The following is a 13,669-nucleotide window of genomic DNA, read 5'->3' on the forward strand; positions in this document are numbered from 1 at the left end:
CGTACGCTGCCGATATGCGATCGTTGCAGCAGGTTCAGCAGTGGCCGGTCGGAAACGCCGCCGCTGCCGTGGTCACGGCCGACGGTGTGTCGAGCATCGGCGACACCGAGCGGGTGTTCCGGCTGGCCTCGGTCACCAAACCACTCGTCGCCTACGCCACGCTCGTGGCACTGGAGGAAGGCGCGGTCGAACTGGACCAACCAGCGGGTCCGCCCGGCTCGACTGTGCGCCATCTGCTCGCCCACACCTCTGGCGTCGCGTTCGACTCCGCCGAGGTTCTCGCCGAACCGGGGGCCCGGCGCATCTACTCGAGCGCGGGCTTCGAACTGCTCGCCGATTTCCTCACCGCGCAGACCGGGATCGAGTTTCCGCGGTATCTGCGCGAGGCGGTTTTCGAGCCACTCGGTATGCGCACGGCGGTCCTCGACGGTTCTGCCGGCCACGGGGGTAGCGCCTCCCTCGCCGACCTCACGCTGTTCGCCACCGAATTGCTGACACCTCAATTGATATCTCGGCAAACCCTGGATGACGCGACCTCGGTGCAATTCCCCGACCGCAACGGAGTCCTGCCCGGATTCGGCTCGCAGCGCCCCAACGACTGGGGATTGGGATTCGAAATCCGCGACGGGAAAACCCCGCACTGGACGGGAAAAACCAATTCCGCGCGCACCTACGGGCACTTCGGCCAGTCCGGCACGTTCCTCTGGGTCGACCCGGAAATCCGGGTGGCGACAATCGCGCTGAGCGACAAGAATTTCGGTGACTGGGCCAGAGCGGCGTGGCCGAAATTCAGCGATTCCGTTATCGCAGAGACACCTGACACGCAGTAAAGTAACACGCGCAACACCGCGCACTTCAGTACACTCGTGCCACGCCAGACCATGACGGGCCGTTGGGGAAGACGTTCCTTGTCGAGGCTGGAGGTGTTGGTAAGTGCGCGCATCGAGTCAGTTCGCTGACGCGACGGCGGGTGTGGTTTACATCCACTCATCGCCTGCCGCGTTGTGCCCTCACGTGGAATGGGCGCTGTCCACCGCACTGTCGTCCCCGGCTCAATTGCGGTGGAACGCCCAACCGGCCGACGGGCAACTCCGTGCGAGCAGTGACTGGATCGGCCCCGTCGGCACCGCGGCCCGGATAGCCCAATCATTGCGCACCTGGCCCGTACTGCGTTTCGAAGTCACCGAAGACCCCAGCGAAGGCGTCGACGGCGAACGCTACAGCTTCGTCCCCGGCCTCGGTCTCTGGCACGGATCCACCGGCGCCAACGGCGACGTGATGCTGGGCGAAATGCGATTACGCGCTCTGCTCCAGGCCGCCGAAGAACTGGATGCCCACGGAACCTTCGACTTCCGCACCGAACTCGACCGCGCGCTGGGCGCACCGTGGGACGAGGACCTCGAAGCCTTCCGTCAGGGCACCGACAATGTCGGCGCCGAGGTCACCTGGCTGCGCCGGGACGTGGGCTGACAGCTGGCTGTCCTCAGCCGCCGGTGCGTCGTGTCGGGAGCGGGACGTGGTCGAGATCGTGGGCCATGACCGCGCCGGGGAAGTCCGCCTGCTCGATGAACAGGTGGTCCTCGCTTTCGGTGTAGCGCTCCGAGAAGTGGGTCAGGACAAGGGTTGTCACGCCGCAGGAGCGCGCGACCTCGCCCGCTTGACGCGCCGTGAGATGGCCGCGTTCGTGCGCCTGATCGGTCTCGGAGTCGAGGAAGGTGGACTCGATGATCAGCATGTCGACACCATCGGCGAGCTCGAAGATGGTGTCGCACAGGCGCGTATCCATGATGAAAGCGACCTTCTGGCCCGGCCTCGGCGCCGAACACTGGTCCAGCAGCGGCCCGGACAGCTCACGGATCGCGGCGCCGGAGATGCCGTGCTCACGCAGCTTCTCGGGCAGGAAGGTGCGGCCGTCCGGTTCGGCGAGGCGGTAGCCGTAGGTGGGCATGCTGTGGTCGAGGGGGCGCGCGGTGAGAGTGAAACCGTTGCCCTGCAATGTTTCTCCGGGGCCCCGCATCGGGTGCTCGATCAGCGTGGGGGAGCCGTAGTAACTCGTCGCGTACCGCAGTCGTTCCCAGTACTCGGCACTCTCGCCGGGGTAGACGACGTGGACGCCGTGCGGCACTCCGTCACGTCCCAGCCGCTGCACGATGCCGGGGACACCCAGCGAGTGGTCGCCGTGAAAATGGGTGATACACAGCCAATGTAGTTCGGTCGCGGAAGCACCCGCGTGCGACATCTGACGTTGCGTGCCCTCGCCGGGATCGAACAGCACGCCCTGCCCATCCCAGCGCAGGAGGTAACCGTTGTGGTTGCGACGGCGGGTGGGCACAGCCCCGGCTGTGCCGAGGACGACGAGTTCTCGTGTCGACATCGACCTATCCTGGCGGGTCGCCGCGTCGGTGTCACGCCGATTCCACGGTCGGGCCGCCATCGGCGGGTGCGCGGACATGGAGATGATGAGATGGTCCGAGCACGTGCGACCACCACCGAGGTACGCGCGCGCCGAGCACACAGCTGCCGGAGGACAACGATGGATCTGTTCGACTACGACGCCGAACTACGCCTGCACCAGGCGCATTTCTTCGCGGCCGCGAAGGTGGGCCGTGGTGATCGCGTGCTCGACATCGGTTGTGGCACCGGCCAGACCACGCGCGAAGCGGCCCGAGCAGCCGTCGACGGGAGCGCGCTGGGGGTCGACATCTCGGAGGTGATGCTCGACCGGGCCCGCCGGATCAGCGCCGACGAAGGTCCGTCGAATGTCGGTTTCGAGCTGGCGGACGCACAGGTGCATCCCTTCGCGCCCGCGGCATTCGATCTCTGTATCAGCAGGTTCGGTGTGATGTTCTTCGCCGATCCGCTCGCCGCGTTCACCAATATCGCGCGCGCGATACGTCCGGGCGGTCGTCTCGCGTGGCTGGTCTGGCAAGGTCACGACCGCAACGAATGGGCGACCGTGTTCAGCGATGTACTCGCGGCGTCGATCGCCACCCCCGGTCGTGGACCGTTCTCGCTCGCGGACCCGGTCGCATCCGAATCACTTTTGGTAGCAGCGGGTTTCACCGACATCCACTTCACCGAGATCGACGAGCCCGTCTACTACGGTCCCGACAGCGCGTCCGCCTACGACAACCTCCTGCGCCTGACAGGGTTCACCGCCTTTCTCGCCGCGCGCGAGCCCGTGAAAGCCGAGCAGGCCTGTGCGCGGTTGCGCGCGGTTCTCACCGACCACGAGACAGAAACCGGTGTGTATTTCGACTCACGTTCCTGGCTCATCAGCGCTCGTTGTCCTTGACAGGCTCCACATGTCATCTGTGACGAGTTTCGGGACGGGTGAATCCTTTCGGGTGGTCGGTGCCTCTTATGTGTGTCGCGACGAACGTCGGGACAGGACAGGGAGGTTTGTCGTGGTCATCGGTATCGGTGTTGTGGTCGGTCTGATATTGCTCTGCACGTGCATGGTGGTCGTGAAGCGCAAACGAGCTGGGCGTGGGTGAGTCGCGGTGGCCCGATGAGCGATTGATCGTCGCCGCGCAGGGTGGGGACGTGGATTCGATCGCCGCGCTGGTGTCGGGTTCGCATCCGCATATCCAGCGCTTCGCTCATTCCCTGTGCGCCACAGCGGAAGACGCCGAGGACGCGGCGCAGGAGGCGCTGATCATCCTGTATCGCAAGATCGGGATGTTGCGGGCTTCCGGTGCGCTGGCGTCGTGGATGTTCCGGATCGTTCGCAACGAATGCCTGCGTCGCGCGCGGACGAGTCTGTCGGGACGAACCCCAGCGCAGGACACCATCTCGGCCGCCTCGGCCGAGGACGAAGTGCTGCGACGTCTGGAAGCCGGGCGGGTAGCAGCGGCGGTCGCCGATCTACCCGCCGACCAACGCAGCGTGCTGATCATGCGCGATATCCAGGGCTACGGCGGCCGGATGGTCGCCGATGCGCTCGGGCTCAGTACGACGGCGATGAAATCACGGCTGCACCGGGCCAGAGCGACTGTTCGACAGGCGCTACAGGACACATCCGATGAGGCTCGGGGAGAAAACGATGAGTGATGATTTCGCGAGTAGGTCCATGGCCGTGCACCTGGTGCGCGGAGCAGTGGGGTTCGGTGCGCTGGTCGGGTCGATCGCGCTGATCCCGGTCGTCGGGGCCGTCAGTGTGTTGCTGCTGCCCGTGGGCGTGGTCGCGCTGCGCGGATGTCCGACATGCTGGGCGATCGGACTGATGCAGACCATCTCGCGGGGCCGGCTACAGCGCTCCTGTACCAACGGTCAGTGCACACTGACCGTCAGCGACACCGCCTGAAGGCCGCTGACGACGGTGGAGCGGTCGGCAACGGCCGCTCCACGCCGCGCCGAGCAGCGGACAGGGTGCGTGCGTGTGCCCCTGACACCGCTAACCCCCGAACAGCAGATACAGCCCGGTGAAGGTGAAGCCGACCATCGTCAGCATCAATGCCAGCTGGCCGGTCAGCCGGTGACGTGGTGGCAGCAGGACCAGACAGCGGTCGTGGGCGGCGGCGACGCCGAGGAGGTGGCCGATCAGGACGGCGAGCACCGTGCAGGTGGCGAGGACGCTCGGATGGTTCGACAGCACGTAGGCGACATCGCGATCGGCCAGGCCCGCGAGGTTCCAGCCACGGTCGAGCGGGTCCGCGAACAGCAGTACCGTCGACTGTCCCTTCTCCACGAGAAAGGTGAGGTAGTGGGCGATCAGATAGCCCGCCACGATCGGGGTGAGACTGTGCGCCAGCCGTCGGGGCAGCAGCGCTCGATCGGCGGGGCGCACGCCACCGGTGGCGCGTGCGGCGAGGGCGAAGACCCCGCCGACCACGCCGATGAAGACCAGCAGTCCGGCGGTGCGCACCAGGGTCGGGTCAAGGACCGGCGCCAGGTCGTCGACCAGTTCGCGCCACCGAGGGAAGGTGGAGAAACTGTCGAAGGCGGTGGATCCCAGCAGTGTCGCCGCGACCGCGACCGATCCGGGGAGTGCGGGAGTCCCCGCGAGGTTGTTCAGCGGCATTCGTACCACTGGCAGGCCCGCGCTGTCGCGGCCGTAGACGCTCAGGCGCGCCAGCAGCGTGCTGTACACCTCGAGCGGATCGGCCCGTTCCGCCCACACGGTGCCGAACAACCCGAGCCCGATCGTGGTCACCACCAGATAGCCGAGCAGCCAGGTCAGCACCGAGCTCACCGACCCCGGTGCGCGCCAAGCCAATTCCAGCCACACGAAGGAGAACAGACCGAGAGCGGCTGGGAGATAACCCCATTCGCCGCGATAGCGCAGCAGTCCGCGCTCCGGCGGGCGCCGCAGCAGCAGGCAGCCGAATCGATGGATCGCCCGGACCGGCGAGACGACCTTCCAGACCGGCCCGATCAGCAGGGACGCCACCATCACCCCGACCCAGACGCCGATGTAGAGCACCCCGGGCACCGGGTTCGAGGCCGGATCCGAGGAGCCGAACACCGCGATGACGATCACGCACGCGGTCACCACCACACTCGCCACGGCGATGACCGTCCGTGTCGCGCGGGCGTCGAGCACTCGGCGTAGCGGTCCCGGCAGCGGTAATCCGGGGGACCCGGGGTCCAGCCGTGGCAGCCGCCAGGCGAAGAACAGCAGCGCGAACGAGAACGTCAGCGCCCACGCCGCGCCGATCAAGGCGTAGGTGAGCGGAATCGGCAGGTCAGCGGCCCCGTTCAGGCCGTGGGCAAGGAGCTTCACCGCCGGGCCAGCAGGGTGGTCACCGTCCGTCCGAGGTGGTGCAGTTCGATCTCCACCTGGCCCGGCACCGTCACGGTGAAGTCGAACTGCTGGCCCGACGCCGCGGCGACGGGAAAGGTGTGCGCGGGAGAGGAGTGGACATGCAGTTCGTCGGCGGCGTCACTGTCGACCCGCAGCACGATGCGTTGCCCGACTTCGGCTTCGGTGCGCGTATTGGTCGGGGACACCGCGCCGTTCGCGATTCGGATGTCGATGGTGCGGGCGGCGCGCTCGTCGGTCGGCTCGGACTCCGTACTCGATGAGCAGCCGACCAACAGCGCACCCGCGGCAACCATGACAAGGCTGTACCGGACCCGACGATGTGTCACGGATTCTCCTCGGTGCGGTCGGTCCGCGCGGATTGTGCTCGGGTGTCCTCATTTTCGTGCTTCTCCGCGCGCCGGTCACGCATCGCGATGAACAGCACCAGACCGACCAGAGCCACCGCGGGCAGGAAGGCCGGGATCGCCAGCAGGAGGGAGTGGTCGGCGAGCAGGTCGACGTTCTCCTGGCGAATCATGGTTCGACCGTTGCCTTCTGGTCCGGGACGCTGCCCGCCGCCAGATAACGGTCGTTCACCCGGGCAGCGCCCCACGCCATCGCCGCGATCAAGGCCAGGCTGCACGCCAGCACCACCAGGCCCGCGAGACCGATCAGCCAGGACGGATGGTCGAAGGACCGCTCACGCTGCAGTACCGAGATCTCCTCGACGAACGGTCGCGTGAAGCCCGCGGGCGCGGGCACTTCCGCGGCGCCGATGCCGCGATCGAGCGGCATGAAGATCGGGAGCGCGGATTGCATACGCCCGTCCTGCAGGCGCAGCACCGTCTTCCAGGTGCCGTGCACGGGCACCGGACGGGTGGACACGAAGTGGTCGTCGGTGACGCGCCGCAGCTTGTCCACGACGAGGCCGTGGCCGGGACTGTCCGCGCCGATACCGCCCTGCCAGGCCAGGATCTCCACCCATTCGGGACTGTCGCCGATCAGGTCGCCGGGGGTGAGCCGGATGTCGGCGGTGACCATCCGCCCGCCCTGCTCGGGCTCGGCGTCGGTGAGCGCGACGGTCGCCGACGCGTTCTCCGGCACCCGGATGATCAGCCCGTTCGCGGTGGCCGCGGCCGCGATCACCACGGCGGCGACCACGATGCCCCGCCGCACCGTGGGCTTGGGCAGGGCTTCGCCGCGCAAGACGGTGCCGAGCATCGCGCCGATCACACCGCCCGCCACCCCGACCGGCACCGCCATCGCGAGCAGTTCCAGCCACATCCCGCTGACCCACGGATTGACGAACATCCGCTCTATCCACAGTGATTCGAGCCAGATACCCACCGTCGCCACACCGAGACCGGTGAGCGCACCCCACCAGAGCGGTCGCCGGATCAGCGGCAGGAGGGCGAGCAGTTCGACCACGATCGCGGCGCCGAGGTACAGCGGGAACACATTGCGCGGCGCTTCGAAGCCGGTGCCGACGAGGACTGCGACAATGGACCGCACGCAGAAGGCGAAGGCCACGAGCAGCAGTGTGCTGAGTGGGCCGAGGGTCAACCGCGCCGAGATCAGGGCGATCGTGGCGGCGAAGACGATCAGCATCGGTTGCAGGACCAACCGGAACTGCTCGACGCCGAAGTCGAACTCGACCTGGAAGACCGACAGTCCGATCACCAGGCCGCCGAAAGCGAAGGCCTGAATCGCCCACAGCACCCGCCCGTCGGTGCGTTCGGGGTCGGGCCGGTTGTAGCGGCCTTCGAGCTCGAGCAGCAGCACCCCGATCAGCGACAGACCCGCACCGCCGATGAGCATGAGGTGGGTGGGTCCCCACAGCGTGACATCCTGGCCGAACAGCCGGTGCCAGATGTCGTCGAGCGGGAAACCGATCAGCGCGTACAGACCGGCGCCGGCGATCAGAATGCCGCCGACGGGGGCGTACCAGTCGCGGGTGATCTTCACCGCCGCCGCGCCCGGCTTCTCGTCGAGCGGCAGGATGATCGCGAGCATGCCCGCCATGAACAGGAAGAACAGTCCGACCAGGATGAAATAGTGCGCCGGGTTGGCCAGCGGTCCGTCGTCGCGGCCCTTGCCGACGTGCAGGCTCACATCCCAGATGAAGCCGAGAAACGCGGTCAGGATGGTCGCTAGGAACATCGCGATCGGCAGCGCCACCCAGCCGGGGCGGTTCATCAGCCGGCCGCTGAAGTCGGCCAGCTGTCGCAGCCAGGTGATGCGGCGCGTCCGATGCAGATACGCCACCCACAGCAGCACCGCGCCGATCACCGCGGCCGCGCCGGTCATCACCGCGACCTGACCGAGAGCGGCGCCACCGCCCTCGGTGCCCGGCGCGGACAGGATTGTCGAGGGATCGCTCACTGTGGACACCGTTGTCCTCCGATATGTCGAAGCGCCCGATCTAAGGGTTACCGACAGTATCCCGAATTCCGTGCTGCGCCGATACCCCGCGCGCACAGGTCGCGGTTCAGTGGTCGAAGCGCCTAACCGGCAGGCCGGAGCTGCTCCCGGTACCGCTCGCCCCAGGTCTCCATCAGCCTGATGATCGGGACGAGACCGCGACCGAAATCGGTCAGCTCGTATTCGACCCGGGGCGGGACCTCCGGATACACGGTGCGGGTGAGGACGCCGTCACGCTCGAGTTCGCGCAGTTGCGCGGTCAGCATTCGCTGGGTCACGTGCGCCATCGCCCGGCGCATCTCGTTGAACCGGGCGGTGCCCTCGCTCAGCTGGAAGATGATCATGCCCTTCCACTTGCCGCCGATCACATCGAGGGTGACCTCGACCGGGCAGTCGAAATCGAGATCCTGCTTACGTTTCGCCACGCCACATCCTCGTCTCACCGGCAACGGTATGGAAAAGGGTACCGAGTAACAGAAATGTGCGTTCTTACGCGGAAATTCCCTGTCGGGCAGGCTCGATCCCGCACGCCGACCCCGTTCCGACAGGAGTTCCAGAGATGGCTCAGCTACTTCGACTCGATGCCAGCCCTCGTCGATCGCGTTCTCACACCCGCACGCTGGTCGGGGAGTTCGTCGCGCGCTGGAGCGAGGGTCGACCCGCTGACACCGTGATCCGCCGCGATCTCGGCTACGAACCGCCGCCGCATCTCACCGAGGACTGGATCGCCGCCGCCTTCACCACACCGGGGCAGCGCACCGCGCAGATGCGCGACACCCTGGCCTACAGCGACCGACTGGTGGACGAGCTGTTCGCCTCCGACGTGCTGGTGCTCGGAGTCCCCATGTACAACTTCGGGGTACCGGCGATGCTGAAGGCCTACATCGACCAGATCGTCCGGGTCGGGCGCACCTTCGCCTTCGATCCCGAGGCCGCGGACCCGTACACGCCGCTCACTTCCGGTAAGCGCGCGTTCGTCATCGTCGGTACCGGCGACGCAGGCTACGAGGCGGGGGGCCCGCTGGCGAGCATGAACCACGTGGAGCCGTACCTGCGCACGGCGCTGGGTTTCATCGGCATCGACGAGGTCGAGTTCGTCTACACGGGCAACGACGAATTCGGCGGCGAGCGCCTACAGCGATCCCTCGAACGCGCCCGCAGCCGGGTTGCCGACCTGACTCCTGCGCGCGAAGTCGTCGACGTAGCGGACTGAGCGCATCCGACTCGCGATGCCGAAACCCCGGACAGAGCCCGGGGTTTCGGTAGGCCGACCTGGATTCTGCTCGGTCAGCGAGTGGCGATGATCGCTGAACCATGGCCGAAGAGGCCCTGGTTTACCGCGATGCCCGCTCGGGCGTTGTCCACTTGGCGGCCATCCGCCTGGCCACGCAGCTGCCAGGTGAGCTCGCAGACCTGGGAGATCGCCTGGGCGGGGATGGCCTCGCCGAAGCAGGCAAGGCCGCCGCTGGGGTTCACCGGTATCCGTCCGCCCAAAGTCGTTGCGCCACTGCGCAGCAGAGTCTCCGCTTCGCCGGTCTCACAGAGGCCGATGTCCTCGTACCAGTCCAGTTCCAGCGCGGTGGACAGGTCATAGACTTCCGCGAAGGACAGGTCGGCGGGCCCGATCCCTGCCTCTTCGTAGGCGGCGTGCGCGATAGCAGACCGGAAGGTGCGCGACGGTGGCTCGACGGCCACAGCGGAATCCGTCGAGAAATCCGGCAGATCGAGCACAGTCTTCGGGAAGGTCGGCGTGACCGTCGACAGCGCGGAGATACGAACCGGATCGGCGATGCCGTGGCGGCGCGCGTAGTCCATCGATGTCAGCACCAGCGCGGCCCCGCCGTCGCTCGTCGCGCAGATATCGAGCAGCCGCAACGGGTCCGAGACGATCGCCGAGGCGGAGATCTCCTCGACCGAGACCTCCTTGCGGTAGCGGGCATTCGGGTTGTTCAGGCCGTGCCGGGAGTTCTTCACCTTGACCGCGGCGAAGTCGTCGAGGGTAGCGCCGTGCAAGGCCATGCGACGCCGGGCGTAGAGCGCGAAATAGATGGGGTTGGTGGCGCCGAGCAGATGGAAGCGCAACCAGTCGGGGTCGTCGCGGCGCTCGCCGCCGACCGGCTGGAAGAAACCCTTCGGGGTGGTATCCGCGCCGACCACCAGCGCCACCTCGCACAGCCCGGCCAGGATCTGGGCGCGCGCGTTGGCGATGGCCTGCGCACCGGAGGCGCACGCGGCGTAGCTACTCGAGATCTGCGCACCCGACCAGCCGAGCGCCTGGGCGAACGTCGCGCCCGAGACGAACCCGGGGTAGCCGTTGCGGATGGTGTCCGCGCCGGCGATGTAGCCGACGTCGCGGTGGTTCAACCCGGCATCAGCCAGCGCCGCACGCGCCGCCACCAGACCGTATTCGACGAAGTTGCGTCCCCACTTGCCCCACGGGTGCATGCCCGCGCCGAGGACGGCGATATCGCGATCATTCGTGTCAGTCATTGACCGGCCTCCACATCCACACCGTGTGCTCCGCGTCCTCGTCCTCGTACAGCGTCCCGACGGTCAACTCCACCGGCATCCCGACGGCCAGGTCGTCGACGGTGAGACCGCGCACGACCTGCCCGAGAATCACCATCTGCTCGACCTCGAGCTCCACCGCCGCCACGATGTAGGGCACGAAGGGGTCGGCCGAGACGTAGGGCGCGGGCGGCTTGTACCGCGCGTCGGCGTACGACCAGATCCGGCCGCGCGTGGAGAACAGGTACTCGACGAGCTCGGAGCCGTCGTGGGTACCTGTGCACTGCGGGTTACGGCAGGCGAGGGTGTTCTTCGGGAAGTACGGCGTGCCGCAGTCGTTACAGCGAGTTCCTTGAAGGCGTACCCGGCCGTCGTCCGCAGTGAACCAGTCAGCCACCGCGGGGCGTTGTTCTTTCTGCACGTGGCCGACGCTATAGGAACACGTTCTACTTTGGGGCGGAATCCCGTTCCAGCGCTGCTCGGGCGCGGGTGCGACGGGCGCGACTCGGCGCAGGCGTGCCCGGTCGTGCCGCCCGCGCTCGGAGGTGCATAATCGAACGTATGTGCGACTCGATTCGGCTCTACCTGCGTAATGGGCGCTGGACGGAACCGGCTCCGCGCTTCCGCCCGAACGGGCACCGGCTCGGGGCAGGCCGGTCACTCGTCAGCGTGCTGCCGTGCCGACGGATCGGCGGACACCACCGAACGCACACCTGCCTCGCCTGCGCCGCCATCACCTACTGCCCGCCGATCCACGCCGACTGCGAACATCAGCACGGCACCGGTCGAATTCCGCCCGCTGAAACCTGAAAAGGCTTCTCCCCGTGTGAATTACAGCGGGATGATGATGGACCCGCAGGAGTTGGCGCCGACATAGCATCCGATCGCGGTGAGCACGGACTGCACCAGCGTCGACGAGCCGGTACCCAACGACCCACTGCCCGAATCCAGCGGTGATTCGGCGGCCACGGGACCAGCTGCGGCGACCAGACCGGCGGTTACGGCGAGGACTGCGGTTCCGGTGCGCAATGCCCGGGAGGTGAGAATCATGCGAGAAGCGTACGAACGATCAACTGATTCCGAACGCCCCCAATCCTGGGGCACCGGCCTTCAACGGCCTTTGCCGTCTCACGATCTGTGGGCGCAGAGGGGTTCGAACCCCCGACCGCTGGTGTGTAAAACCAGTGCTCTACCGCTGAGCTATACGCCCTGGCACCGCCGGGGAGTACCGGCGGTGTCGGGTTATGAATCTAGCGCGGCGAGGGCTTTCTCCCAAGCCGCCTGGTCACGGGCTTGTCCGGGGCCGTTCATCTCCGCGAAAGTGATGTAGCCGGACTTGTCGACGACGAAGGTGCCGCGGTTGGGGTAACCGGACTTCTCGTTGAAGACGTCGTAGGACTGGGTGACTGCGCCGTGCGGCCAGAAGTCCGACAGCAGGGGGAACAGGTAGCCCTGTTCCGCCGCCCAGATCTTGTGGGTGGGTGGGGGGCCGACGGAGATCGCGATGATCTCGGCGTCGTCGTTCTGGAACTTGGGCAGCTCGTCGCGGACCTTGCACAGCTCGCCCTGGCAGATGCCGGTGAAGGCGAGCGGATAGAACACCAGCAGCACGTTCTTCTTGCCGCGGAAATCCGACAGGGTGACGGGCTGGTTGTTCTGGTCCTTGAGGGTGAAATCCGGCGCGAGAGTGCCAACCTCTAGCGGCATACTACGAATCCTCCGTCGTGTCGGGTCTCAGCCGGGCCTGTGAGCCCAACTGAGACCCTAGCGAACGGCGGATTCAGCGCTGTTTGGATGGTGCCTTCGGCTGAACGAGGCGTGAGCCCGTCCAACTGCCGAGGCTGATGGTGGATGTCTGGGTCAGGCCGGCCGTGGGTGCGGCTTCGGCGATCTCGCTCGGATCGACATGACCAGGTTGGCCGGTCTTGGGGGTGAGGACCCAGATGAAGCCTTCATCGGCCAGCGGGCTGATGGCATCCATCAGCTCGTCGGCCAGATCGCCGTCACCTTCTCGCCACCAGAGCAGGACGGCGTCGACGACCTCATCGGAGTCTTCGTCGACCATCTCGCCGCCGCTGACCTCCTCGATCTCGGCGCGCAATGCGTCGTCGGTGTCCTCGTCCCAGCCCAATTCCTGAACAACCAAGCCGTGAGAAATGCCAAGCTTCTGAGCGTAGTTCTGCGCGTCCGCCGCGGCGACCACGGTGGTGTCCTCCCTAAACTTCCGACAGTAAGATAGGTGCAAGCGAACATGGTTATCGGCCGCAGCGCAAGCTGATCGGATGAATTGGGACCGTATGCCGCGTGTCGGGAGGGCGAAATCGGTCGTCTCAACAGGCGTCGTGGACTGCGGTGCGTGCCTGGTTGATGGTGCGACTGGCCTCGTTGAGCTTGCCGACAGGTGAGTTGTAGGTCATCTTTCTGGTTTGCGCGGCCAGCTCGCGCGCGGCGACGACATACGCGGTGAACTTGTCGGCCAGTTCGGTCGGCAGAGCGCCCACCGCGGCGACGACGCCCGACTCCACTTTGGTCGCCGCGTTGTCGAGGGTGGTGGCCGCGGACTCGCGTTTGGCCGCGTAGTCGGGAGCGTTGGTGTCGTGCGCGGAGACGAAGTCGTTGTAGGCGGTGACGCCCGCGCCGGTGGTGGTGGCGAACTGCCCGCAGTTGTCGGTGATCGCGCGCTCTCGCGCGGCTGCGGCGCGCGAGGAGGCGGCCGCGGAGGACGACGCGGCGGCCGTGGTCTTGTAGGCGGCCACTTCAGCCGCGTCGGTCGTCGGTGTGCCGGGGATCTGCTCGGCGCAACCCGCCACCACCGAACCCGCGGTCACGGCGACGAAGGCACAGATCAACCCCAGTCGGCGCGCGTGCAGCACCCTCATCGTCCGGCGTTCCCTCTCATCCACGTGCGCGACTCGCATTCCCCCGCAGAACCTACCTAATGGTATTCCCGCCGTGGTGATGACCTCGGCAGCCGTTTCGGTAAGGATGGGGGTG

Annotated in this window: 19 protein-coding genes and 1 tRNA gene; 7 read left to right on the plus strand and 13 right to left on the minus strand. The window is 66.9% G+C overall.

The window, feature by feature from the left end; all coding sequences use genetic code 11:
* Positions 1–14 precede the first annotated feature (14 nt).
* Together NA12_RS25680 and NA12_RS25685 are read left to right on the plus strand one after the other, a co-directional pair.
* Complete coding sequence (locus tag NA12_RS25680) at positions 15–830, plus strand: serine hydrolase domain-containing protein (protein WP_067456603.1); 816 nt, start codon at positions 15–17, stop codon at positions 828–830.
* Between the two features lie 103 nt (positions 831–933).
* A complete protein-coding gene (locus tag NA12_RS25685; RefSeq protein ID WP_067456606.1) occupies positions 934–1,470 on the plus strand; it encodes a DUF3145 domain-containing protein in 537 nt (178 codons plus the stop codon).
* Between the two features lie 13 nt (positions 1,471–1,483).
* Here the strand turns inward: NA12_RS25685 and NA12_RS25690 are convergent, their stop codons facing one another.
* Complete coding sequence (locus NA12_RS25690) at positions 1,484–2,374, minus strand: ribonuclease Z (RefSeq protein ID WP_067456712.1); 891 nt, start codon at positions 2,372–2,374, stop codon at positions 1,484–1,486.
* A 159-nt stretch (positions 2,375–2,533) separates the two neighbouring features.
* Here NA12_RS25690 and NA12_RS25695 point away from each other — a divergent pair, with 159 nt between their 5' ends.
* The 3 genes from NA12_RS25695 to NA12_RS25705 all read left to right on the plus strand — a co-directional run bounded on the left by NA12_RS25695 (position 2,534) and on the right by NA12_RS25705 (position 4,306).
* Positions 2,534–3,295 carry a class I SAM-dependent methyltransferase gene (locus tag NA12_RS25695; RefSeq protein WP_067456609.1) on the plus strand — a complete coding sequence of 254 codons (762 nt, stop codon included), beginning with the start codon at positions 2,534–2,536 and terminating at the stop codon, positions 3,293–3,295.
* A 194-nt stretch (positions 3,296–3,489) separates the two neighbouring features.
* A complete protein-coding gene (locus NA12_RS25700; protein WP_067456612.1) occupies positions 3,490–4,053 on the plus strand; it encodes an RNA polymerase sigma factor in 564 nt (187 codons plus the stop codon).
* A complete protein-coding gene (locus NA12_RS25705; RefSeq protein ID WP_067456615.1) occupies positions 4,046–4,306 on the plus strand; it encodes a hypothetical protein in 261 nt (86 codons plus the stop codon). The genes NA12_RS25700 and NA12_RS25705 overlap by 8 nt, the downstream gene beginning before the upstream one ends.
* 90 nt (positions 4,307–4,396) lie before the next feature.
* Here the strand turns inward: NA12_RS25705 and NA12_RS25710 are convergent, their stop codons facing one another.
* The 5 genes from NA12_RS25710 to NA12_RS25730 all read right to left on the minus strand — a co-directional run bounded on the left by NA12_RS25710 (position 4,397) and on the right by NA12_RS25730 (position 8,592).
* Entirely contained in the window at positions 4,397–5,725 is a 1,329-nt protein-coding gene (locus tag NA12_RS25710) for a hypothetical protein (protein WP_067456618.1), read from the minus strand.
* Positions 5,722–6,060, minus strand: a complete 339-nt coding sequence (locus tag NA12_RS25715; RefSeq protein ID WP_067456623.1) for a hypothetical protein — start codon at positions 6,058–6,060, stop codon at positions 5,722–5,724. Before NA12_RS25715 ends, NA12_RS25710 begins: the two co-directional genes overlap by 4 nt.
* Before the next feature lie 29 nt (positions 6,061–6,089).
* The gene (locus tag NA12_RS25720; RefSeq protein WP_067456626.1) at positions 6,090–6,284 is read right to left on the minus strand and encodes a hypothetical protein; all 195 of its coding nucleotides are present in this window, start codon (positions 6,282–6,284) and stop codon (positions 6,090–6,092) included.
* A complete protein-coding gene (locus tag NA12_RS25725) occupies positions 6,281–8,053 on the minus strand; it encodes a hypothetical protein (RefSeq protein ID WP_243655101.1) in 1,773 nt (590 codons plus the stop codon). Before NA12_RS25725 ends, NA12_RS25720 begins: the two co-directional genes overlap by 4 nt.
* Positions 8,054–8,250: 197 nt before the next feature.
* Positions 8,251–8,592: a winged helix-turn-helix transcriptional regulator gene (locus NA12_RS25730; protein ID WP_067456632.1), complete on the minus strand. Its 342-nt coding sequence runs from the start codon at positions 8,590–8,592 to the stop codon at positions 8,251–8,253.
* A gap of 134 nt (positions 8,593–8,726) precedes the next feature.
* Here NA12_RS25730 and NA12_RS25735 point away from each other — a divergent pair, with 134 nt between their 5' ends.
* On the plus strand, positions 8,727–9,380 hold the full coding sequence (locus NA12_RS25735; RefSeq protein WP_067456635.1) for an FMN-dependent NADH-azoreductase: 654 nt from the start codon (positions 8,727–8,729) through the stop codon (positions 9,378–9,380).
* 74 nt (positions 9,381–9,454) lie between these two features.
* Here the strand turns inward: NA12_RS25735 and NA12_RS25740 are convergent, their stop codons facing one another.
* Positions 9,455–10,657 (minus strand): lipid-transfer protein, encoded by a 1,203-nt coding sequence (locus NA12_RS25740; protein WP_067456638.1) that lies wholly within the window; start codon positions 10,655–10,657, stop codon positions 9,455–9,457.
* Entirely contained in the window at positions 10,650–11,096 is a 447-nt protein-coding gene (locus NA12_RS25745) for a Zn-ribbon domain-containing OB-fold protein (protein WP_243655069.1), read from the minus strand. The genes NA12_RS25740 and NA12_RS25745 overlap by 8 nt, the downstream gene beginning before the upstream one ends.
* Positions 11,097–11,236: 140 nt before the next feature.
* Here NA12_RS25745 and NA12_RS25750 point away from each other — a divergent pair, with 140 nt between their 5' ends.
* Positions 11,237–11,485 carry a hypothetical protein gene (locus tag NA12_RS25750; protein WP_067456645.1) on the plus strand — a complete coding sequence of 83 codons (249 nt, stop codon included), beginning with the start codon at positions 11,237–11,239 and terminating at the stop codon, positions 11,483–11,485.
* Between the two features lie 21 nt (positions 11,486–11,506).
* Here NA12_RS25750 and NA12_RS25755 read toward each other — a convergent pair whose 3' ends face one another.
* The 5 genes from NA12_RS25755 to NA12_RS25775 all read right to left on the minus strand — a co-directional run bounded on the left by NA12_RS25755 (position 11,507) and on the right by NA12_RS25775 (position 13,554).
* Positions 11,507–11,725: a hypothetical protein gene (locus NA12_RS25755; protein ID WP_067456648.1), complete on the minus strand. Its 219-nt coding sequence runs from the start codon at positions 11,723–11,725 to the stop codon at positions 11,507–11,509.
* An 88-nt stretch (positions 11,726–11,813) separates the two neighbouring features.
* Positions 11,814–11,885 (minus strand) — tRNA-Val (locus tag NA12_RS25760).
* Between the two features lie 32 nt (positions 11,886–11,917).
* Positions 11,918–12,382, minus strand: coding sequence for a peroxiredoxin (locus NA12_RS25765; RefSeq protein WP_067456651.1), 465 nt, complete (start codon positions 12,380–12,382; stop codon positions 11,918–11,920).
* 73 nt (positions 12,383–12,455) lie between these two features.
* Positions 12,456–12,878 carry a DUF3052 domain-containing protein gene (locus tag NA12_RS25770; RefSeq protein ID WP_067456654.1) on the minus strand — a complete coding sequence of 141 codons (423 nt, stop codon included), beginning with the start codon at positions 12,876–12,878 and terminating at the stop codon, positions 12,456–12,458.
* Positions 12,879–13,005: 127 nt separating this feature from the next.
* Positions 13,006–13,554 carry an Rv2240c family protein gene (locus NA12_RS25775; RefSeq protein WP_067456657.1) on the minus strand — a complete coding sequence of 183 codons (549 nt, stop codon included), beginning with the start codon at positions 13,552–13,554 and terminating at the stop codon, positions 13,006–13,008.
* Between the last annotated feature and the right edge of the window lie 115 nt (positions 13,555–13,669).

The sequence above is a fragment of the Nocardia alba NBRC 108234 genome (assembly GCF_001612665.1).
GTDB classification, from domain to species: domain Bacteria; phylum Actinomycetota; class Actinomycetes; order Mycobacteriales; family Mycobacteriaceae; genus Nocardia; species Nocardia alba.